General features: G+C 54.0%; 18 protein-coding genes and 1 tRNA gene. 13 read left to right on the forward strand and 6 right to left on the reverse strand.

All coding sequences use genetic code 11. From position 1 onward, the window contains the following. Positions 1-576 precede the first annotated feature (576 nt). Both IEV97_RS05530 and ppk1 read left to right on the forward strand, forming a co-directional pair. Complete coding sequence (locus IEV97_RS05530; protein WP_188500528.1) at positions 577-1071, forward strand: SixA phosphatase family protein; 495 nt, start codon at positions 577-579, stop codon at positions 1069-1071. 92 nt (positions 1072-1163) lie between these two features. After that, positions 1164-3266: a polyphosphate kinase 1 gene (gene ppk1, locus IEV97_RS05535; protein WP_188500529.1), complete on the forward strand. Its 2103-nt coding sequence runs from the start codon at positions 1164-1166 to the stop codon at positions 3264-3266. Positions 3267-3340: 74 nt separating this feature from the next. Here the strand turns inward: ppk1 and IEV97_RS05540 are convergent, their stop codons facing one another. Together IEV97_RS05540 and IEV97_RS05545 are read right to left on the reverse strand one after the other, a co-directional pair. Beyond that, positions 3341-4390: a DUF6268 family outer membrane beta-barrel protein gene (locus IEV97_RS05540; RefSeq protein WP_188500530.1), complete on the reverse strand. Its 1050-nt coding sequence runs from the start codon at positions 4388-4390 to the stop codon at positions 3341-3343. A gap of 80 nt (positions 4391-4470) precedes the next feature. After that, positions 4471-8280, reverse strand: a complete 3810-nt coding sequence (locus tag IEV97_RS05545; RefSeq protein ID WP_229733814.1) for a metallophosphoesterase — start codon at positions 8278-8280, stop codon at positions 4471-4473. Between the two features lie 366 nt (positions 8281-8646). Here IEV97_RS05545 and IEV97_RS05550 point away from each other — a divergent pair, with 366 nt between their 5' ends. Further along, positions 8647-9930 carry a Pycsar system effector family protein gene (locus tag IEV97_RS05550; protein ID WP_229733815.1) on the forward strand — a complete coding sequence of 428 codons (1284 nt, stop codon included), beginning with the start codon at positions 8647-8649 and terminating at the stop codon, positions 9928-9930. A gap of 137 nt (positions 9931-10067) precedes the next feature. Here IEV97_RS05550 and IEV97_RS05555 read toward each other — a convergent pair whose 3' ends face one another. Then, positions 10068-11363, reverse strand: a complete 1296-nt coding sequence (locus IEV97_RS05555; protein ID WP_188500532.1) for a hemolysin family protein — start codon at positions 11361-11363, stop codon at positions 10068-10070. A 329-nt stretch (positions 11364-11692) separates the two neighbouring features. Here IEV97_RS05555 and IEV97_RS05560 point away from each other — a divergent pair. Then, positions 11693-11767 (forward strand) — tRNA-Arg (locus IEV97_RS05560). 144 nt (positions 11768-11911) lie between these two features. Further along, entirely contained in the window at positions 11912-12247 is a 336-nt protein-coding gene (locus tag IEV97_RS05565; RefSeq protein WP_188500533.1) for a hypothetical protein, read from the forward strand. Positions 12248-12318: 71 nt separating this feature from the next. Here IEV97_RS05565 and IEV97_RS05570 read toward each other — a convergent pair whose 3' ends face one another. Further along, entirely contained in the window at positions 12319-12687 is a 369-nt protein-coding gene (locus IEV97_RS05570) for a T9SS type A sorting domain-containing protein (protein ID WP_229733816.1), read from the reverse strand. 161 nt (positions 12688-12848) lie between these two features. Between IEV97_RS05570 and IEV97_RS05575 the strand changes: the two genes are divergently transcribed. The 5 genes from IEV97_RS05575 to IEV97_RS05595 all read left to right on the forward strand — a co-directional run bounded on the left by IEV97_RS05575 (position 12849) and on the right by IEV97_RS05595 (position 16400). Continuing rightward, complete coding sequence (locus IEV97_RS05575; RefSeq protein ID WP_188500534.1) at positions 12849-13958, forward strand: NAD(P)/FAD-dependent oxidoreductase; 1110 nt, start codon at positions 12849-12851, stop codon at positions 13956-13958. Between the two features lie 186 nt (positions 13959-14144). Beyond that, positions 14145-15266 (forward strand): type III polyketide synthase, encoded by a 1122-nt coding sequence (locus IEV97_RS05580; protein WP_188500535.1) that lies wholly within the window; start codon positions 14145-14147, stop codon positions 15264-15266. Next, positions 15247-15948 carry a methyltransferase domain-containing protein gene (locus tag IEV97_RS05585; RefSeq protein WP_188500536.1) on the forward strand — a complete coding sequence of 234 codons (702 nt, stop codon included), beginning with the start codon at positions 15247-15249 and terminating at the stop codon, positions 15946-15948. The genes IEV97_RS05580 and IEV97_RS05585 overlap by 20 nt, the downstream gene beginning before the upstream one ends. Before the next feature lie 39 nt (positions 15949-15987). Then, the gene (locus IEV97_RS05590; protein ID WP_188500537.1) at positions 15988-16164 is read left to right on the forward strand and encodes a hypothetical protein; all 177 of its coding nucleotides are present in this window, start codon (positions 15988-15990) and stop codon (positions 16162-16164) included. A 23-nt stretch (positions 16165-16187) separates the two neighbouring features. After that, positions 16188-16400: a hypothetical protein gene (locus IEV97_RS05595; protein WP_188500538.1), complete on the forward strand. Its 213-nt coding sequence runs from the start codon at positions 16188-16190 to the stop codon at positions 16398-16400. A gap of 2 nt (positions 16401-16402) precedes the next feature. On the opposite strand, the gene IEV97_RS05600 is transcribed toward IEV97_RS05595, so the two are convergent. Further along, positions 16403-17305 carry a histone deacetylase family protein gene (locus IEV97_RS05600; protein ID WP_188500539.1) on the reverse strand — a complete coding sequence of 301 codons (903 nt, stop codon included), beginning with the start codon at positions 17303-17305 and terminating at the stop codon, positions 16403-16405. Between the two features lie 555 nt (positions 17306-17860). Between IEV97_RS05600 and IEV97_RS05605 the strand changes: the two genes are divergently transcribed. From IEV97_RS05605 to IEV97_RS05615, 3 genes are all read left to right on the forward strand, one after another. Beyond that, entirely contained in the window at positions 17861-18490 is a 630-nt protein-coding gene (locus IEV97_RS05605; protein ID WP_188500540.1) for a porin family protein, read from the forward strand. 177 nt (positions 18491-18667) lie between these two features. Next, positions 18668-19390 (forward strand): YceI family protein, encoded by a 723-nt coding sequence (locus IEV97_RS05610; protein ID WP_188500541.1) that lies wholly within the window; start codon positions 18668-18670, stop codon positions 19388-19390. Between the two features lie 124 nt (positions 19391-19514). Continuing rightward, on the forward strand, positions 19515-20063 hold the full coding sequence (locus IEV97_RS05615) for a DUF6992 family protein (RefSeq protein WP_229733817.1): 549 nt from the start codon (positions 19515-19517) through the stop codon (positions 20061-20063). Between the two features lie 76 nt (positions 20064-20139). Here IEV97_RS05615 and IEV97_RS05620 read toward each other — a convergent pair whose 3' ends face one another. Next, positions 20140-20697 carry a type 1 glutamine amidotransferase domain-containing protein gene (locus IEV97_RS05620; protein ID WP_188500542.1) on the reverse strand — a complete coding sequence of 186 codons (558 nt, stop codon included), beginning with the start codon at positions 20695-20697 and terminating at the stop codon, positions 20140-20142. Positions 20698-20715: the final 18 nt, after the last annotated feature.

Below are 20715 nucleotides of genomic sequence, written 5' to 3' on the forward strand. Positions count from 1 at the left end.
CGCTGTACCGGGTCCAACCACCCCTAACCCCTCCTTGTCTAAGGCGGGGAATCTGAAACTGCCATTCCAAGGTATAAGTTTTGTAGCACAGACCACTGACAGGTATAGCAAGACTAACTTGCCCCGATGGCAATGAAACAAACAGCCTTAGCCGGGTGCACTAAATGGCGCTCCACTGTTCGAGCGTTCAGCGAGTTTGGAGCGTCTTGATTTTTTTGCTTACTTTTTTCATCAAGGAAAAAAGTGAGGCCCGCCCGGCCAGGGCATACGGTGCCCGCCGCACAGGCGAAGCGATACAACAACTCAGGTTGCTATACCTATAACAGCCGTAGCTACAAAGTCGGTATAGTCAGCTATTACCTGCAACGGCCGCTGCTACAACGCAAGGCACAGGCGGGACTATCCGCTTTTACTGCAGGCGGACCTGATACCAGCAAATCATCATCCGTGTGCCCTACTGGCAGACTCCCCCTCCTCTATCACAACTATTTTCCACTGCTTTCAGTAAACAGCATGTATAGCAGACGCGCTATGTAACAGGCGCGCTGGTATACCTTTCTGAATGTGAATCATCTTATGAAAACCTTATATATCATGCGTCATGCCAAGTCCAGCTGGAAGTTTGAGGAGCTGAGCGACCATGACCGACCTCTTAACAAACGCGGCCGTACAGATGCCCCGCTCATGGGGCAGGAACTAGTGGCCAACAACGCCAAAATCCAGCTCATCCTGTCGAGCCCTGCGGTACGGGCAATCACTACCGCCACGCTGGTGGCCCGCGAGCTCGATTACGATGCCGATGACATTGCAATAGATGACCGCATATATGGCGCCAGCGCTGCAGAACTGCTGGAGATTGTCCGCGAGGCGCCCGCTGATGTGGATAGCATGCTGATGGTGGGCCACAATGATGCCATCTCGGAGTTTGCCAACATGCTCTCGCCCAAGCCTCTCACCAGCATGCCCACGGCCGGGGTGGTCGCGCTCCGCTTCGACTGCGAAAGCTGGCACGACATCAACCGCAGCAATGCCGGGCTTTTATTTTACGAAGTGCCCAGCAATAACAAATAACACAGCACAGCGGCGTGGCCGGCTACAACCCCATAACCGACCACCCTGTCTATACCTTTACACCATTGCCCCACCAGGCAACAAACCAAACCATGGAAACCAATACCCAAGATAAAGAACCAACCACCACACCGCTGATCAACCGTGAGCTCAGCTGGCTTGCCTTTAACTACCGTGTGCTGCAGGAGGCAAAAGACCGCACGGTGCCACTGCTGGAACGCATCAAGTTCATGGCCATCTTCTCGTCGAACCTGGACGAGTACTTCAAAGTGCGCGTGGCCACGCTCAAGCGCCTCATCAAACTCAAAAAGAAGACCCGAGACAAACTGTCCGAAGACCCTGCCGATACTTTTGAGCAGGTGATGCAGGAGGTAAAACGCCAACAGGAGGAGTTCGGAGAGGTGTTCAGAGAAGGCATACTGGCCGACCTTCGCCAGCAAAACATCCACCTGCTCACCGAGAACGACCTGAGCACAGAGCAGCAGAAATGGGTACAGACGTACTTTGCCGAGCACATACAGCCCCACATCCTGCCGCTTTTGCTGGACGATACCGAGACGCACTTTTTCCTGAAAGACCAAACCGTATACCTGGGCGTGCAACTCTTCGACCCGAAAGAGAAAGACCTGAAGCCGGAGCGCTTCTCCATGCTCGAGATACCCACCAAAAAGCACGGCGGCCGCTTTGTGAAGCTCCCTACTGAGGGTGAGGAGCGCTACGTGATGTTCATTGATGACGTGATTCGCTGCTGCCTGCCTGCCCTATACCCGAACTATACCCGCTTTGAGGCACATGCCGTGAAAGTGTCGCGCGACGCCGAACTGGATATTGAAGAAGAGGTATCGGGCAGTTTGATGGCCAAGATCCAGAAGAGCCTGCAGAAGCGTGAAACCGGCTACCCGGCCCGCCTGCTCTACGACCCCGTTACCCCCAGACCGATGCTGGAGGCCATCATGGCGCATACCGGCATCTCCGAAGATGAACTGGTGGAGGGCAGCAAGTACCACAACTTCCGCGACTTCTTTGGCTTCCCCGACTTTGACCTGCCGGACCTGAAATACTCGCCGCAGCCAACGCTGGTGCACCCGCTTCTGGAGAAGGAAGAAAGCCTGATCGAGGCCATGAAAAAGCAGGACTACTTGGCGCACTACCCTTACCAGTCCTTCGACTACGTGCTGCGCCTGTTCGAGGAAGCCGCCAACGACCCCAAGGTGACCGCCATAAGCGCCACCCTCTACCGCGTAGCCGAGGACTCGGCCATTGCCAAATCGCTGGTAAAGGCTGCCAAGAGCGGCAAACTGGTAACCGTGGTGGTGGAGCTCAAAGCCCGCTTTGATGAGGAGTCGAACATCTTCTGGGCGGGCAAGCTGCAGAAGGCCGGCGCCAACGTCATACTGGGCCTGCCTGACCTGAAGGTGCACACCAAACTAGGCCTGATCACCCGCAACGAGGACGGCCAACTGGTGAACTACGCCTACCTGAGCACGGGCAACTACAACGAAGACACTTCCAAAATCTACGCTGACCATGCCTTGTTCACCTCCAACCAAACCATCACACAGGATGTGGAGCAGGTATTCAACTTCTTCATCGATCGACAGCACGACAAGAAATTCAAGAAACTGCTGATGGCCCCGATCAACATGCAGGATCGCTTTGTGGATCTGATCAACCGGGAAATAAAGAACGCCAGCAAAGGCAAGCCTGCGTCCATGATCCTCAAGATGAACGCCCTGCAGGACGAACGCATGATCAACAAGCTGTACGCCGCCAGCCAGGCCGGTGTGAAGATCGAGTTGCTGGTGCGCGGCATTTGCTGCCTGGTGCCGGGCGTGGAGGGGCTGAGCGAAAACATCCGGGTGCGCAGCATCGTGGACCGCTACCTGGAGCATGCGCGGGTATACATCTTCCACAACGACGGCAAAGAAGAATACTACGTGGCCTCCGCCGACTGGATGACGCGCAACCTGAGCCGCCGTGTGGAAGTGGCTTTCCCGATCCTGCAGAAGGACCTTGTGGAGCAATTGCGTGCGATCATCGATCTGCAGCTAGCCGACGACACCAAGGCCCGCGACATCGACAACAATTATATAAAGCAGGAGAGTCCTGCCGATATCCGGTCGCAGTACGCTACCTATGAGTATCTGCGCAAGCTTATACCCGAAGGGATGGAACCGATCCGAAAATCGAAGTAATTATACCTTATCCAAAAGCAAAGCCCGACTCGCATACCTGCAAGTCAGGCTTTGTGCTTCTATACCTTCGCTTATTAGCGGTTCTGGCTGCGCTCCAGCAGCTTGCGGGGCGGTACCGCGTAAAGCTCTATCCCAATGTAGCCTGCTCCTTTCAGCGTGTTTTTGATCAGCTCGTCACGTGAGCCTACCTCGTCGAAAGCACGGTGGCGGTAGTACTGCCTGAAGCCCCCTTCCACGGCAAACCACAAAAAATCATAGATCTCCTGCTCCAACCGCAACAGGCCTTTGATGTCGGTGCGGCGCAGCTCGATGTCGTTGAACTGGGAGAGCGGTGGTTCGCTGGCGTAGAGGTTGTAGCTGGCCCCTTCAATGCGGTAGCCGGTGTAAAGGAGCGTCTTTTCAGACACGTTGTAGCGTACCCGCAGGTTGGCCGGAAAGATCGATTCCACACCCCAGCGGTCGTTGAAGGTGCGGTTGTAGATGATGCCCGGGTAGAGGCGCTGCCGCCCGAAAGTATAGCCCAGCTGGAAGCCGATGCCCCAGGCAAAGTCAGGGCTGCGCTTCCAACCGTAGCCCACGTCTACAGTGGTCTTCAGGTAATCTGACACGTTGACGTTGTCGCGGGTATAGTCGCCGTTGAGCTCGCCCTTGGCGCGCACCAGCAGGAAGCGCACCTCGTCAAAAGAGTGCAGGAAAGCCAGCTGCAGGCCCAGGCTCTTCAGGTTTTTGTCTTCCAGGTTGCGGTACAGGCTGTAGGAGGCCGGCGATACGTTCTCGAAGTTGAACTCCTCAAACTTATGGTCTATACCTAGTATCAGCTTGGTTTGCGGCTTGTTCATGACAGGAGCCAGTGCCCGCACAAAAAACTTATTGTGCCGCCGCACCCGTGCCCGTCCGTTGCCCACCTCCGGGTGGTCCGACTCCGATTCCATGTCGAACTGTGGCAGGCGCTCGTAGCCGATCACAATACCCCGGCTCTTGCCCATGCCCCTTACGCCCGGGCTGGCGTAATCTTTGGTTTGTTTTTGCACATCGGACAGGTCCTGTTCGGTTTCCTGGGCGAGTGCGCGTTCTCCTATCAGGAGCAAAGGGATAAGGAGTAATTTGGGTAGGATTAGTTTCATAGTTTGTGGCTAATTACATGGCGGTAAATGCAAAAAGTGCCAAAACTGAGGCACTTTTTGCTATACGTCTTTAGTTTATTTTAGAATAAAAAGCCGAAGCTTAATGTCCACAGCCGATCCACATCGCCTTTGGCATAGGTCAGCACGATGACATTCTTCTGCATAATATCGGCCCATACACCGCCACCAATGCTCGTATGCAGGCTGCGGAAGAAGGCTGATTCGCGTTCGCCGTCGTGGTATACGCGACCCACATCATACAGGCCCAGCACCCCGAGCCTGCCCGGTGTCAGGTACAGGTTAAAGTCAAAGAGCGACAGGCGCGCTTCAGCATTGCCAAAGATTGCGCTGCGGCCGGCAAAGCGGGTACGGCGGTAGCCGCGCATGTTGTCCATGCCACCCAGCGTATTGGCCTGGTAGAAACGGAAGTCGCCGAAGTTATGCGCTGCCCCCACACGGCCCGCCCAGGTGAGCTGGAAAGGGAAGTTAGGCGTCAGGTAGAAGGCGAACTCAGAGCTTACATGGGTATAGCTCAGCCCTTCGCCGTCGGTCTGCTTGTTGTAACTCAAGCGGTTGTGCAGGCGCATCCCGATGCGCGGGTTCTTCTGATTGCCTTCCCCCAGCACATCCATGTCGGCAAAAGCCATCAGGCCCACATAGTGGTGCGATTCGAAACGATCCTGCTCAAAGTCATAGGTACCTGGCTCCAAACGGCCGCTCAGTGCCTCGTTCACCAGGTAGGTGTCCTGCTCAGAGTTCACTACCCGGAAGCGATCGTAAGTAGGGCCTATACCTACTTTGAAGAAAGGAGCCAGGTTGTTATTGAGGGTTGCTCCTACGTTCGCCCGCTTAAACCGGACGCGGTAAAAGGAATCATCCTCCCCGTCCTGCTGGCGGGTGTCGTTGCCGTAGCCGTAGAAGTTGCGCTGGTACTGCGGGCCCTGAATGGCAGCATTCACACCGATGTTCCAGTTGCCGAACACCTGCCGCACATCACCGGTATAGCGCACGTTAAAGGAGTTTGTGTAAAAGGCATAGTTGCCCTCCAGCAGGTGCTCCGAAGCATAAGGTGATTTGCGGAACTTGTGTGTACGGGCCAGTATACCGGCTCCCACAAACAGCCCGTCGTCCACGTTATACTCCAGCGACAGACGAGGCCCTATGTAGGGCAGTTTGTAATTGTCACGGTCATAGAAATTCACATCCGGACTAACACTGGTACGGACTTTTGTCTCAGGTCCGAAGTTGAACACGTTGCCTTCTTCTGTATCATACACAATCGTATGCCGTTTAATGCCGGCTACACGCGACTTGTCGGTGATCACGTCTTCGTCGTTGCCCCCGATGATGCGCACTAAGATGCCTTTATTCACATCCCCGTTTACTTCAAATATATCTTTTCCGCGCTGCCCGTACAGGCGAAGTTCTTTGGTTTCAGGGGTATAGAAGGTGCGCTTGTAAAGTGTGTCGCGCAACTCGCCTTCTTTGTTGATCTTGTACACCGTCAGGTGGGTTTCCTGATCGTTGAGGCGGTTCACCACAAAGTGCTCATGCTTGTCGCTGCCGGCCACGTCCACCATCTCGGCGAGGTGTTCGTAGTAGGCTTCGGCAGCTTGTGGCAGCTTGTCGCGGCGGGAGCGCAGTTTGGCTTTGATCTCCTCACCTGATATGGCCCGCACCTCTTCCGGCCATTGGTTGATGGCCTCTTCAATCACCTGATCCGTCACACCGGCCTGTATCTCTTCGGCAATGCGGATCCAGTCCTGCCGGGTGATGGCCGAGGTAAAGGTACGGTCGATGGTAAGCGCACTCAGGTTGAGCCCCACAATATCGCGGAAATCATGACTGAAGTTCTGGACGTTGCGCACCCCCCACTTCCGGGTGGCCAGCCAGGGTATTACACCGTCGGCCTTGAAGAACACCTGGTCGCGATCCTCGGGTACCGGGATGTATACCTTGCCGCTGTCGGTCTTCTCCTCCTTCCAGCGCCATTGTCCCTCATGGCGGTCCCAGTCGCCTACCAGCATGTCGAACAGACGGGCGCGCACAAACTCCTGCTGGTTTACTTTGTTGTCGTTGTCCTGCCGCAACTCTTTCAGCACTTTGTCGGTGCCCACCAGGTTTTCGGCAAAGCCCAGGCTCTCCACATCCTCGTGGTTTTCGTCGGCATCCTCTTCCAGGAAAGCCAGCGTGTTGCTGAATTCATCCATGTACTGGCGCAGGTAAGGCGTCTGCGGAATGTACACAAGTTTCGGATTGGTATGGAACACGCCGGCTCCATCTGCCAGCCGGGGTATAGCCAGTGCACCATAAGGGTGCTGGGCTGAGACCTGGTCCTGTAGTAAAGCTTTGGCAGCGGTCTGGCGCAGGTACTCCGGCAGTGCCATCGTCGGGTCCTTGTCGACGGTGCGCAAGGTATACTCGCGGGCATCGGGGTTGCGCACTTTCAGCGAAGCCGTTTGCTTGCCGCCCCCCTTCTGGTAAGGAGTGAGCCCGCCCAGTTCGTTGCGCATGTCCAGCAACGGTACCTCTACCGGTGTGGCCCACTCTCGGCGGTAGTGGTCGCCCAGCATGGTGCGACGCAGCCCCCTGGCAGTATAGTTTTCGTTGGCAGCCACCACAATAGTACTGTCCGCGTAGTTGGTTTCGTCTACTATCGCGGATCGCTTGCGGCGTGGCTCCTTGGCGTAGAGCGGTGTCCGGAAGGTCATGGTGCCCTCCGAGCCGTCGCCCTCCGGCGTCCAGTATTCCACCCAGGCCTCTCCGTTTTCGTAATACATCAGCTTGGCAAAGCCCTTCACCTGGTGAGTGTACATGGCGTTGCCGCCCGGCTTTACGTGCTGTATCTTACAGCCCGAGCCGCTGACAATGTGGGCCAGTTTGTTGTGCTTGAAATGCTGCAGGGAGTGCTCGTGTCCGGCAGCATACACGATGTTATCATACTTATCAAAGATGTTGAGCAGTCCCTCGATGTAAGCGTTGTAGCGCGGGTGCGGAATGTCCTGCAGGATGCCGCCATACTTGCGGGCAAACGGATAGATGGATCCGATGACAGGCAGCGGCAGGTAGATCCAGTCGCGTAGCATGGTGAGCGGGAAAACGTGGTCTTTCAGTGTGAAGAATCCGCCATGATTACCGCGTGTGAACAAGGGATGGTGCGCTACCACCACGATGTTGGAGCCCTGGTGCTTTTCTATAATGTCTTCCAGCTTCACCAGAAAATCGGCCTCCGTAGATGCCCAGCAGTTGCTGCCGGCACCGTAAGGACGCTCCCAGGGGTGCAGCCACCACTCCGAGTCCAATGCAATCAATACGACATCATCGCTTATCTTCACCTCGTATGGACCAGGACAGCCGTCGCCCGGCACATAGAAGTCGCCACCCACCACAATGCCTTCCTCGGTCAGGTACTCGTTCACGTAATTCTGCTGACGCACTACAAACTCAAGTCCGCCGCGACCGCTGTGGTTCCAGTCGTGGTTGCCCGGAATCATATACTTTTCGCCCTGGTAGCCCCGCAGCACATCCAGCTGGGCGTTAAGGCGCTGCTCGGATACCTCCCGGTCGTAGCGGCCTGGCTCGGGCAGGCCGTTGTGGTACACGTTGTCACCTAAAAAGACGGTCGTGCTTTGCGCGCCCGCTTCGTTCATCTGCTTTTTCATGAGCTTGAGTGACGGCTCCTGCTGCTTCAGATCAGGTGCCCCCACGTCGCCGATCAGGAACACGGTGTAGTTTAGCTTGTTGCCAGCTTTGGGCTCGGTCTGCTGCCAGTCGAGCACATCGCGGCTGTAGTAAGGTTTTTGCGTGGCACAGGCTTGCAGAAGCACTAAGAAAAAGCCCACAGCCAGGGGGCGCAGGATAAGAGGTATAAGGTGAAAACGGTTTTTCATAAGGTTCTGTGTGTACGGGGTGTCCTGTCTAGCGAAAGCAAGTGAGCCGGCCACGGCACATCGTTTGGCGATAAGGTTGCTGCCGGCCGGCCAGGACTAAAAGCAGTGGTTGGGTTTGGTGGTGCATGGTTGGTGTCAGTGCGCGAAAGCAGCTTCAGGGTTACATCCGGGCTGAGATAAATAACGTAGGGCAGCTGTATTAAGTTTTTGCATTACTATATAGGGCATAGTGTGCGTTGTGGCCGGCCCTTTCAACAAAAAGCGGTATTCACCGTAACGGCAAAAGAATAATAGCACTACCTACAACCGCCGCTCACAACTATGCACCACTTGCAGAGCTCCCTGACAAAAGCGGCAGATACCGTTATGGAAGAACAAGATATCGTCAAGCAAGCCAGTGAGTACGTTTTCAGGCTTTTTAAGGAACAGCTGTCCAAGAAGCTTGTTTACCACAATTACAAACACACCTTCGAGACTGCTAATGAAGCCCGGCAACTAGGCGAACTGCATGGTCTGAGCCCTGAGGAACTACAGGACCTGGAGCTGGCCGCCTGGTTTCATGACACTGGTTATATCAAAGCCTACGACGGGCATGAAGAAGAAAGCGTACATTATGCTGCCTCTTGGCTACAGGAAAAGAACTACCCGCCCGAGCGCGTTGCCCGTGTGACTGACTGCATTATGGCCACCAGGCACGGCATTAAACCCCAAACCCTGCTGCATGAGGTCATCGTGGATGCGGACATGGCCAACATCGGCAAAGAAACCTTTTTTGCCACAGCCGAGCTGCTGCGTGTGGAATGGGAGATCTTCAAAGACAAGTTTTTCACGGATCAGGAGTGGGCGCAGTTCCAGATGGAGTTCCTGCTCTCAACCTCCTTCTACACCGCAAAGGCCCAGCACAAATATGCTGAGCAGCTCGGCCTGAACATACAGGAGCAGCGCAACCAGCTGCAGAAAGAGTCGAAGAAGCTGAAGAAGGAAGAGAAAGAGCAGCGCGAAACACTGGCCCAGCCCAAACGCGGTATCGAAACCATGTTCCGCAACACCTACCGCACGCACCTCAACCTGAGCGCCATCGCTGACAACAAGGCCAACATGATGATCAGCCTCAACGCCATCATCATGTCCGTGATCATCACCTACCTGAGCACCAAGACCTCTATTACGGGGGCTGAGTTTGCCCAGCACCGTTCGCTGCTTATACCGGTGGGTACGCTGTTGCTGACCACGCTTGGCTCGGTGATCTTCGCCATTATTTCGGCGCAGCCGGAGGTAACGAGTTTCTCTTTCAACCGAAAGAAGATCGACAGCAAAAAAGTGAACCTGCTCTTCTTCGGCAACTTCACCAATATCCCACTGGAGGATTTCCAAAACGGCATGCACGAGATCATGCGCGACAAACAATCGCTTTACACAAACATGATCACCGACATCTATTATTTGGGTGAAGTGCTGAGCCGCAAGTATAAGATCCTGCGCGTTTCCTACTCTATTTTTATGGTGGGGCTGATATTGACCGTGATCGCCTTCGGCATTTCCATCGCCCTGTACGACGAACCTATGCTGGAGCCAACCCCACAGGAGCAGACTCCGCAGGGACAGCAAACTCCACAAGAACAGTCCCCGCAAGAACAGACCAACCAGTAAGTAATGGGTATAAGACAAAGCCTGCGGAGGTTAGCGTAGCACGCTACCAGACCAAAAAGTATAAAACAGAAAGAGAGCCTGGCTACTGATGCCAGGCTCTCTTTTTTGCTTGGAGATTAGAATGGTCTTGGTTCGAGCTAAGATGCTTCCTCGCTTTCAATGGGCTTTAGAATAACTTTGTCCACCCTGAACCCGTCCATGTCCACTATCTCAAACTCATAGCCGCTGATCTGAAACTTGTCGCCGGCGACTGGCAGCTTGTCCAGCTCATAGGAGATGAATCCGGCCAGCGTAACGTAGTTGTCGGCGTCTTTGGGTATAACCTCCCGCCTCAGTTCCCGGTTCAGGTCGTAGATTTCCATGGAGCCGTTCACGAGAAGCGATCCATCGTCTCTTTTCACAACATCCGGTTCATCATGCTCGTCCAAATCCGGAATGTCTCCCACAATGGCTTCCAAGATGTCATGCAGCGTGATGATGCCTTCACTCGAACCGTACTCATCCACCACGATTCCCAGGTACTGCTTCTGCTTTTTGAAAATGTTCAGCACCACGCTCACCATCATGGTTTCGGGGATGTAAATGGGCGGCTGCAGAACGCTTTGCAGCGGCTCCCCTTTATTCTCCGCCAGATACTCGTAGAAGCGCTTTGCCGTCAGTATCCCGATGATCTTATCGAAGCTGCCATCGCCCACAGGAAATTTAGAGTGCGCGCTGTGCTGAATCATATCCCTGATGGCATCGATGGGCTGGTTGATGTCGATGTACTCCACGTCCATGCGGTGGGTGCGCAGGTTTTTGGCGCGCTGCTCGGAGTAAGTGAAAATGTTCTGGTGCAGCTGAATTTCCTCCTTCGCCAGGATGCCCTGCTTGCCAGCTGTCTTTATTATCTGCCGGAGCTCTTCTTCCGACATCTTCTCTTCTGACGGCTCCTTGATGCCGAGCACTTTGATGACCAGGTTAGTGGAGCCGGAGAGCAGCTTCACCAACGGAAGGGTGAGGCTAGTGAACACCTGGATGATGGGCGCTACAAAAAGGGCGATGTTGTCGGCATTGCCAAGCGCTATGGTTTTGGGTATCAGCTCCCCGATCACGATGGTGAAGTAAGTGATAAGTCCTATCACCAGCACAATGGAGAGCGTATCGGCGTAGGGCGCCAGAAAATCTATACCTACCAGCCACTGCCTCACATCGTCGGACAGGGCGGCCCCACCATAGGCACCAGACACAATGCCGATCAGCGTGATGCCAACCTGTATGGCTGACAGGAAATTCTCCGGCGATTCGAGCAGTTTCAAAACCGTTTCCGCGTTTTTGCTTCCCTGCTTTGCCTTGTTCATAATCCTGTTTCTGTTAACGGAGATGATGGACAGCTCAGACAAGGCGAAGAAGCCGTTAAGCAGGGTCAGGAGTATTAAAATGACAATTTCCATAGAGGTGTCGGGTAGTGAGAAAGATGAATTATCTGCCTTTATACCTTATGCAATGAAAAGGGTATAAAGAATGCCACTAATTTAAGTAAATCCTCAGTAAAGGATGTTGTTAATGACACGCGGTATCTTATATGTGTAAATCATACTTTATTTAAACGTATTACGCCTTTTATGATGTAATCAGAAAAGTTATCTTTGCACAGTCAGCTATTAAACTTTGTGCTGTTTAGCTATGATTCTGGAAGACGTGTAACACAGAGTGTAACGCATTTTTGCAAATATCTGGCAAGAGTGAGCTGAAAAGAACCAGCCAGGCATATAGTTCACAGGGCCCTGTAGTTCAATGGATAGAATAGGAGTTTCCTAAACTTTAGATAGCAGTTCGATTCTGCTCAGGGCCACCATTTTAAGAGTCTTCCGGCGTGGTTGAAGAGCTAGGCCCACCACTTCGCCTTAATAGCAAGAGGCTGAGTTACTTCGCCAGTTCACTATATTTTAGATTTTATATTTTATTCGCTATCTTGGAGCTGAAGCCACTCTCTAACACCATGAAAACAACCTTAACAGTATGCGTACTGGCTCTCTTCACCAGCCTTGCTGCCTGCAACAGCGAGCATCGGAGCACGGAGGTAGACGGATCTGAGGCTACCGTTGCCAGCGAAACCGGGGGGCTCCCGGCAGATGTACTCTATGCCACCCGGCCCCTGATGGGGGGAGAGGTATACAGAACAGCCAGCTTTCAGGCGGTCAGTTTGCTCCGCTTCGACACCACACAGGTCATCCAGGTGCTCGACACTTCCGATGTGATGTTTGTGAAAGCCCGTGTGCACCGAGACACCACCGCTTATACAGGGTTTGTATCCAAAGCTATCCTGCCGGAATAATCCGCTAAAGCATAAAACAAGAAAGGCCGCTCTGTTTGCAGAGCGGCCTTTCTTGTTTTATAGTTGCTGCTTTATTTAACGACAACCCGTCTGACAGAACTGTAGCCGTCAGCCTCAATCTTGACATAGTATAGCCCCTTGGCAAGGCGGGTCAGGTCTACGGTCTTGGTTGCATGAATGTCAGGTCGGCTGATCACTTCATGATACACCTCGTTTCCAATCACATTTAAAATGCGCAACTCCACCTGCTGGGTGTTAAGCTGGGCAAACGAAATTGTAAAAACCCCGTTGTTGGGGTTAGGATAAATAGCAACTTCCTTTTCCTGTTGCTCCAGGCTCTTACTCTTCGTATCAGCTTGTACAGGAGCGGGCTCGCGTACCTGGGCATCTGCCAGTAAGACTGTCATAGAGAAAAAGAAAGTAAGTATAATTTGCTTCATATTGAAAATTAAGATTTTGTCCTTCTGAGTATATACAAAAGTTGTTCCATATTGTTAACGTTTGGAGCAACAATTTGTTCTTGCATTTTACGCACCAAATCAGATGCTTTCACCAAATAACAGAAAGTTTTTTTGGACTTAAAACATATTGCCTGTCAATTATGCAGATAGCCGTTATCGGAGGGGGCCTTGCCGGACTGACCAGTGCAATCGCACTGGCCAACCAGGGACTTTCCGTGACGCTGATCGAAAAAAAATCCTACCCGCTGCATAAGGTATGCGGCGAATACGTCTCGAACGAAGTGCTGCCTTATCTCCGTGCCATCGGAGCAGACCCGGCGGCCCTCAACCCCGCTCCGATCTCCCGCTTTCAACTCACCTCACCGAAAGGCGTCATGCTGGAGTCGCCCCTTGACCTGGGCGGGTTTGGCGTGAGCCGCTACACCCTCGATCACTTTCTGTACCAGGTGGCCCTGGCGAAAGGGGTACAGGTACGGCTGCAAACGGCGGTGCAGGACGTGCGGTTTGCGGGCGACCAATTTGTTCTCAAATTATCCGACGGCGATACCCTTACGGCTGAGGTGGCACTGGGAGCGTTTGGCAAGCGCAGCGCCTTAGACCGGCAGCTCAACCGCTCCTTCTTTGCAAAGCGCTCCCCTTACATCGGCGTAAAATACCACCTGCGCCTCGACATGCCCACTGACCTCATCGCCCTGCATAATTTTCAGGATGGCTATGCCGGTATATCGGCAATCGAAGACGGCCGCTACTGCTTCTGCTACCTCACCACCCGCGAGAACCTGCGCCGGAATGGGTCTATACCTGCCATGGAGCGGGCTGTTTTACAGCAGAATCCGCACCTGCACCGGATTTTTTCGGAGGCCGAATTCCTGTACGAGCAGCCTGAAGTCATCAACGAAATCTCCTTTGCCACCAAAACCTGTGTGGAAGACCACCTGCTCATGTGCGGTGATGCGGCCGGCATGATCACGCCGCTTTGCGGAAACGGCATGGCCATGGCCATCCATGCAGGTAAGCTGGCGGCAGAGCAGGTGGTGCATTATTTCGAAAACGGTCGCAACCGGCAGGAATTGGAAAGGGGCTATACCCTGGCCTGGGAAAAGCAGTTCAAGCGCCGCCTGCAGCTGGGCCGTGCGGTGCAGCGACTGTTTGGCAACCCGCTGCTCTCGGAGATGGCGGTGGGCACGCTGCGTTACCTGCCGGCAGCCGTGCGCCTGATCATGCGCCAGACCCACGGGCAGCCCTTCTAATCCCTTACATCTTAAAACGGCCGCTTTCGTACTAATCCAAACCTGTAGCTGCATCTTTTTATAGGAAAAGCACAAACATAGTGCTTGCCTGCCTGTTGCTGCTATGCTTCTATCAGACGGGCAGGAAGCAGGTACAGTATTCCTTTATTTTGCTTTGAATCGAATTCTTAGAACGGACACCAGCTCATGAAAAGCTATATATGCGGTATCGGCACAGCTAATCCCCCCAACAAAATCCCGCAGATGCAGGTGGCTGACTTCATGGCCGCGGCCCACCAACTCGATGAAGCGGGAAGCCGCAAACTCAAGGCACTTTACCGCGTGTCAGGTATAGGACAGCGCTACAGTGTGCTCGAAGACTTTACCCGCCAAAACGGCGACTTCACCTTCTTCCCCAACACCCACGATCTGGAGCCTTTCCCCACCGTGCAGAAACGCATGGAGGTATACCGCAAGCACGCCCTCGACCTCTCGGAACAGGCGGTGCGCAATTGCCTGGACCAGGTGAGCGATACTTCCCTCCAAAGCCTGACGCACCTGATCACGGTGAGCTGCACCGGCATGTACGCGCCCGGCCTCGACATTGAGCTCGTGGAGCGACTCGAACTGAACTCCTCGGTGCAGCGCACGGCTGTTAATTTCATGGGCTGCTACGCGGCTTTCAACGCCATCAAACTGGCCGACGCCATTTGCAAAGCCGATCCGGGTGCGAGGGTGATGCTGGTGTGCACCGAGATCTGCACCATCCATTTTCAGAAGAACCCCGAGGAGGACCACCTGGTGTCAAACGCCCTGTTTGGCGATGGCGCGGCGGCGGTGCTCATGCAGGGCCAGCCTTGCCAGGAGGTGAGCCTCGAGCTGCAGTCTTTCCACTGCGACCTGGCCCCGGCCGGCAAACGCGAAATGGCCTGGCACATCGGTGACACGGGCTTTGAGATGACGCTCTCCTCCTACGTACCGGATCTCATTAAAAACGGCATTAGGCAACTGACCGACCGCCTGCTGCAAGGGCTCCGCACTACGGTGTCGGAGATCAAGCTGTTTGCCATACACCCCGGCGGCCGCCGCATCCTGGAGGTGATCGAACAGGAGCTGGGTATGACGCGCGATGACAACCGCTTTGCCTACCGTGTGCTGCACGAGTTTGGCAACATGTCGTCGGCGACGGTACTCTTTGTGCTGAAGGAGCTGATGGCGAGCCTGACCACAAAGGAAAAAGACGAGCCGGTGCTGAGCTTTGCCTTCGGCCCCGGCCTGACATTGGAATCGATGTTACTGAGGGTGCACTATGCTGAAGCAAAGGTCTAACCAAGCCGAACTGATGGACGACCTCAGCCTGTCGGGGGACGAGCTGCGGCGCAACCTCGAAGAGCTGGAGGTGATCAACACCTGGCTGGGCGGGTATAAGGTGGTGCTCGATGCGCTGGAGCAGCTGCTGGCTGGGTATACGGGTCCGCCCTTGCGCCTGGCCGACATCGGCTGCGGAGGAGGTGACACGCTGCGCCACATTGCCAAGTGGGCCCGCCGCAAAAACATACCCATGCAGCTCACAGGTATAGACGCCAACGACTTTATGGTGCGCTACGCCCGGCAGCGCTGCGGCGGCTTCCCTGAAATTGAACTGGAACAGCACGATGTGTTTTCGGAGAACTTTCAGCGGCAGCGGTATGACATGATCGTCTGCAGCCTTTTCTGCCACCATTTCACAGATGATCAACTCGTGCAGATGTTCCGGCAACTGCACCGGCAGGCAGGTATGGCCGTCATCGTCAACGACCTGCACCGCCACTGGCTGGCCTACCACTCCATCAAGTGGCTCACGAAAGCCTTCTCCGAATCGCACCTGGTCCGGCACGATGCGCCACTCTCCGTTTGGCGTGCTTTCAGAAAAGAGGAACTGCAGCAACTGGTGCAACAGGCAGGTATAGACAGGTATAGCCTGCGCTGGATGTGGGCGTTCCGGTGGCAGCTCCTTTTGAAAAAAGCCTAACAATTAGTACCTTAACTGGGTATACCAACTTACTCCCTTATGATGCGACGTCTCAACTTGCCTTACCTGCTTTCGGTACTGCTGGCTGCCGCGGCGTTTTATTTCGCCTGGTCCCGTGAGTTTGTGACGAATGTATGGCTGGCACTGGCCCTGCTGGCGACGCTGCTACCGGCTGTATACCTGGTGTTGCGGCACGCCCGCGACCGGTATGGCTGAATCGCTCACTTAACCCTTAAGACATGAACAAAAGCACGCTTAATTTCTGGATACTCTTCATCGTCTCCATCATTATCTCGGCACTCGTTCTCTCTATTTTTGTGAAGATGCTCAAGATTGCCCTGTTTGCGATTCTGGTGCTCGTACTGGCACCGATCGTTTACATCCTGCTCAAGCTGCTGCTCCCTGGCGCACGAGGCAAGAGCGAAGACGATAAGCTCAAGTCCAGGCCTTAGGTTTAGAAAAAGAGCTGCTGCGCCAGCCGGAAGGTGTTGGCGTGCGCCTCTACAATGTGCGCGATCTGTTTGGAGTAGCCCCCGCCCATACTCACCGTGACAGGTATACGGTGGCGTGCGCAGACCTCCAGCACCAGGCGGTCGCGCTCCTTGCAGCCGGCTATGCTCATGCCCAGCTTCCCCAGCTTGTCGGTAGCCAGCACATCCACCCCGGATTGAAAGAACACAAAATCGGGCTCCTGCTCATCCATCAGCCTCGGCAGGTGCTCCCCCAGTAACTTCAGGTAAGTTTTGTCATCCGTGCCCTCCGCCAGCGGCACGTCCAGGTCAGACTGCTCTTTGTGGAAAGGATAGTTGTGCCCGCCGTGCATGCTGAAGGTGAACACCCGCGGCTCGTTCCGGAAAATCTGCGCAGTTCCGTTTCCCTGGTGCACGTCCAGGTCCACTACCAGCACTTTTTTGATGCCTTTGTATTTGAGCAGGTGATTGGCGGCGATGGCAATGTCGTTGAGCAGGCAGAAACCCTCCCCCCGATTCGTAAAGGCGTGGTGCGTGCCGCCGGCGATGTTCATGCCGATACCAAAATCCAGCGCAAACAGCGAGGCCTGCAAGGTGCCGTTCATGATCACCACCTCCCGCTGCACCAATTGCTCCGATAGCGGAAAGCCTGTTTTGCGGATCTCCGACGGACTCAACTCCAGGTCGCGCAGGCGCTGCCAGTAGGCGGCATCGTGGGTATCGAGGATGAATTGCTCTTCGAGCGGCTCGGGGGCGAAGAGGTTGTCTTGGGTGATGGTGCCCTCATAGAGCAGCTGCTCGGGCAGCAGGTCGTACTTGGCCATCGGGAAGCGGTGGCCTTCGGGCAGGGAATGTGCGAATATCTCGGACCAGGCAATTTTCAGCATAACGTAAAATTAACATTTAAACCCCTTGACTGGTTTATCCACCGCCGCATTTTTGCTTTTAAACATGCACCTATTCCTGTACGCTGGACATAGATCCGGGCTTCTAACCAATCAAGTTTCGGCTCACTTATCCCTGATTTTCAGTGCAATTACAGGCACACAACATTATGTAAAACACGCTATACACACAGGTGCATAAATTCCTGAAACCCTATATAATTGCCCACAAATGCCCATTCAGAATGTGGAAAAATGTGGATAACTATGTTGATTAGCGTGAATTATCCACCATTTCGTGTTAACTCCATGTTAATTTCAGGTAAATTTTTATCTTCTTCCCTCCTATTGGGTAGTTCTTTCGGTAGCATCTATACCCAGTGTAATCCAAAAAATTGATGATCTCCCCGCAATTCCAGCAAGCCAAAAGCTATACCTGGAAGCTGATTCGCAAACCGGAGGCAACCTTAGTAAATATAAAACGCTATATATAACTTTATACATTAATCCATATGCAAGCTGCGCGACCGCAGATTTCTATTTAAACCAGCCAACACCATGAAAAAACCGATACTACTCTTCCTTGCTTTCCTGATCTCAGCCGGTGCTTTTGCCCAGACTGAGTACGGCCCCTCAACAGGACAGCAGAATCATAACCTGTTCAGCGACAGCGGCAGAAACGCGGGCTTCGGCATCAAAGGCGGCGTGAACTTCGCCACGCTCCGCGGCAGCGACAAAGAGGTGCTGGGCAATTTCAAAGGCCTCACTACTTTCCATGCGGGCGTCTATACCCAGTTTTCGCTGGGCAACACCTTTTCCATACAGCCCGAGGCGCTCTACTCCCGCAAAGGCATTGAGCGCAACGACTCCACTTTCCGTTTCGATTACCTGGAGGTACCCATTCTGGCCGTGTTCAACATCACTGAGACGGTGAGTGTGCATTTTGGTCCGCAGGTGGGCGTGCTGATGTCAGCCAAAGAAGAGGACACGGAAGTGAGCATAGAGCCGTTGAACACCTTTGCCTATGGCGTAGCCGCCGGAGCTGAGGCGCGTTTGAGCATCTTCAGGCTGGGGGCAAGGTATAATCTGGGGCTGGAGGACCTTCGCAAAGAGAATAACCAGGGCCAGAAAATCAGCCAGGACTTAAAGCACGGCGTTTTCCAGGTATACCTGGGCGTCGGCTTTTAAGGCATTACGCTCCTCCGATCAATTCGACGCAGGGAGCCGGCAACAGGTCCCTGTTTTGTTTCAATACCAGGTATAGCACCCTCTGTTTCAGACCTTTGAGTGCGCATAACGTATTTTATAATAACGGGATAATGCGAAAAAACCACCCCTGTATCGCCAGATACAGCGCCTATACTTATGAATACGTACAAACTGCGTCCGCTCTACACCCTGCTTTGGACCCTGCTGGCCTTTTCCGGCATGTCCTGCGACACCACTGTTAAAACGGACGAAGCAGAGATAGGCGCAGCCGCGAACTTCCTGGCCCCACTTAACCCTGACCAAATCTTTCGGATCGACACGTCCAGGAGCACCGTCACGTGGATAGGCGCTAAAGTGACAGGCCGCCACAATGGCTATATACCTATCAGGGAAGGCACGATCACATTGCACAACGGTGAACTACGCGGCGGGAAGACAATCTTTGACATGGCAAATGTGCGATCGGAAGACAGGGCCATTGACCAGGCAGGCAACATAAAACTGACAAACCAACTGCGCTCCGCCGATTTTTTTGCTGTGGAGCAGCATCCCACCGCCTCGTTTGTGATCACCACGATTGCCCCGTTTGACAGCACGGAGCGCCAGGGAACGCCTGCCACCGAGGGCAAAACAAAACGAATGCGCATCAAAGATCCTAATCACAAAGTGACGGGTAACCTCACCATCACAGGTATAACCCATAGCATCAGCTTTCCGGCCCGTATTGACCTGGAAGACTCGGTGCTGCGCGCCAGGGCCAACTTCAACATCGACCGCACGCACTGGAAGCTCACCTACGGGACCGATAAGTCGCTGGGGAACAGGACGATTTACCCGTCCGTCAATATTGGACTGGACATAGTGGCATACCGCCAATAAGCTAACCAGCAAACACTTACAGGTATAGTTGCGTTACAGCAATTGTACTGTTCCTGCATTTATTCCAGCCTAACTATGCTAAACTCACCCATAGTTCGTTCCTACACAAACCATTTGCGCGCATATGATGAGAAAATACCTTTGCCTGTTGCCTCTTTTGCTACTTTGCCTCACGGCCAACGCCCAGGGCAGCGCCGCAGCGGCAATTAACTTAAAACAGGCAGAGACGCTGAAATTCGGGATGCTGGTATTGGGTGTCTGGGCGTTGATCAACATCCTGATCAGCAGCATCAAACTCACCAAGTCGTCGCGCAACAGGCGTTACTTTTTCCAGATGAACATCTACTGGAACATCGTGAACATGATCATTGCAGGGGGGGCGCTCTATTATATCCTGTCCGCAGACGCTGGTGCGCGCACGCTGCCCGAGACGGTGGCATTCCACTCCTGGAACCTGAAGCTGCTATACCTGAGCATTGGCCTGGATTTGGCTTTCCTGATGCTGGCCGCCTACCTGAAGGAAAAATCCCTGAGTTCGCCAAAGGCAGAGCAATACCTGGGCTACGGGCAATCCATCACGCTGCAGGCGCTGTTTCTACTGGTGCTGGATGTTACGTTGGTGGTCTTGCTGGAGGGCCATGCCGAACAGCTGCTGCCCCTTATCCAAGGTTAAATGCAGACACAAAAAACCGCCGCGCTATACCTGTAGAGGTATGGCGCGGCGGTTTTTGTTATGGACGGGTGCCTGCTTAGCGCGGCTCGTGATGGCCTTCAGCAAATTCCTCCACCATCTTTTTGTTGAAGGCAGGTATATCGTCCGGCTTGCGGCTCGTGATCAGGCCATTGTCCACCACCACTTCCTGATCCACCCACTCGGCTCCGGCGTTTTTCAGGTCGGTCTTCAGGGTATGGTAGCTGGTCATTTTCTTGCCCTGCAACTTACCGGTTTCGATCAGCGTCCAGGGTCCGTGGCAGATAGCGGCGACGGGCTTGCCGCTTTCCATGAAGCTGCTCACAAAGCGCACCACTTTCTCGTTGGCGCGCAGCTTGTCGGGGCTCATCACGCCACCGGGCAGCAGGAGGGCACTGTAATCATCAGCGTTTACATTGTCGATGGTCTTGTCAACCTTGAATTTGTCGCCCCAGTCCGTGTGGTTCCAGCCTTTCACTTCGCCGTCTTTCAGAGCAATAAGGTGGGTTTCGGCGCCTGCCTCTTCCAGGGCTTTTTTCGGCTCGGTCAGTTCCACCTGCTCAAAGCCATCGGTTACTACTATCGCTATCTTTTTTCCTTTCAGATTATTAGCCATTCTAAGTTGGTTTTTATA

This window comes from Pontibacter amylolyticus, from assembly GCF_014638845.1.
Lineage (GTDB): Bacteria > Bacteroidota > Bacteroidia > Cytophagales > Hymenobacteraceae > Pontibacter > Pontibacter amylolyticus.

What these genes read in the sequence shown, in the direction of transcription:
- IEV97_RS05530 (WP_188500528.1), top strand. Translation starts at nt 577, where the DNA reads ATGAAAACCTTATATATCATGCGTCATGCCAAGTCCAGCTGGAAGTTT.
- ppk1 (WP_188500529.1), top strand. Translation starts at nt 1,164, where the DNA reads ATGGAAACCAATACCCAAGATAAAGAACCAACCACCACACCGCTGATC.
- IEV97_RS05540 (WP_188500530.1), bottom strand. Translation starts at nt 4,390, where the DNA reads ATGAAACTAATCCTACCCAAATTACTCCTTATCCCTTTGCTCCTGATA.
- IEV97_RS05545 (WP_229733814.1), bottom strand. Translation starts at nt 8,280, where the DNA reads ATGAAAAACCGTTTTCACCTTATACCTCTTATCCTGCGCCCCCTGGCT.
- IEV97_RS05550 (WP_229733815.1), top strand. Translation starts at nt 8,647, where the DNA reads ATGGAAGAACAAGATATCGTCAAGCAAGCCAGTGAGTACGTTTTCAGG.
- IEV97_RS05555 (WP_188500532.1), bottom strand. Translation starts at nt 11,363, where the DNA reads ATGGAAATTGTCATTTTAATACTCCTGACCCTGCTTAACGGCTTCTTC.
- IEV97_RS05565 (WP_188500533.1), top strand. Translation starts at nt 11,912, where the DNA reads ATGAAAACAACCTTAACAGTATGCGTACTGGCTCTCTTCACCAGCCTT.
- IEV97_RS05570 (WP_229733816.1), bottom strand. Translation starts at nt 12,687, where the DNA reads ATGAAGCAAATTATACTTACTTTCTTTTTCTCTATGACAGTCTTACTG.
- IEV97_RS05575 (WP_188500534.1), top strand. Translation starts at nt 12,849, where the DNA reads ATGCAGATAGCCGTTATCGGAGGGGGCCTTGCCGGACTGACCAGTGCA.
- IEV97_RS05580 (WP_188500535.1), top strand. Translation starts at nt 14,145, where the DNA reads ATGAAAAGCTATATATGCGGTATCGGCACAGCTAATCCCCCCAACAAA.
- IEV97_RS05585 (WP_188500536.1), top strand. Translation starts at nt 15,247, where the DNA reads ATGCTGAAGCAAAGGTCTAACCAAGCCGAACTGATGGACGACCTCAGC.
- IEV97_RS05590 (WP_188500537.1), top strand. Translation starts at nt 15,988, where the DNA reads ATGATGCGACGTCTCAACTTGCCTTACCTGCTTTCGGTACTGCTGGCT.
- IEV97_RS05595 (WP_188500538.1), top strand. Translation starts at nt 16,188, where the DNA reads ATGAACAAAAGCACGCTTAATTTCTGGATACTCTTCATCGTCTCCATC.
- IEV97_RS05600 (WP_188500539.1), bottom strand. Translation starts at nt 17,305, where the DNA reads ATGCTGAAAATTGCCTGGTCCGAGATATTCGCACATTCCCTGCCCGAA.
- IEV97_RS05605 (WP_188500540.1), top strand. Translation starts at nt 17,861, where the DNA reads ATGAAAAAACCGATACTACTCTTCCTTGCTTTCCTGATCTCAGCCGGT.
- IEV97_RS05610 (WP_188500541.1), top strand. Translation starts at nt 18,668, where the DNA reads ATGAATACGTACAAACTGCGTCCGCTCTACACCCTGCTTTGGACCCTG.
- IEV97_RS05615 (WP_229733817.1), top strand. Translation starts at nt 19,515, where the DNA reads ATGATGAGAAAATACCTTTGCCTGTTGCCTCTTTTGCTACTTTGCCTC.
- IEV97_RS05620 (WP_188500542.1), bottom strand. Translation starts at nt 20,697, where the DNA reads ATGGCTAATAATCTGAAAGGAAAAAAGATAGCGATAGTAGTAACCGAT.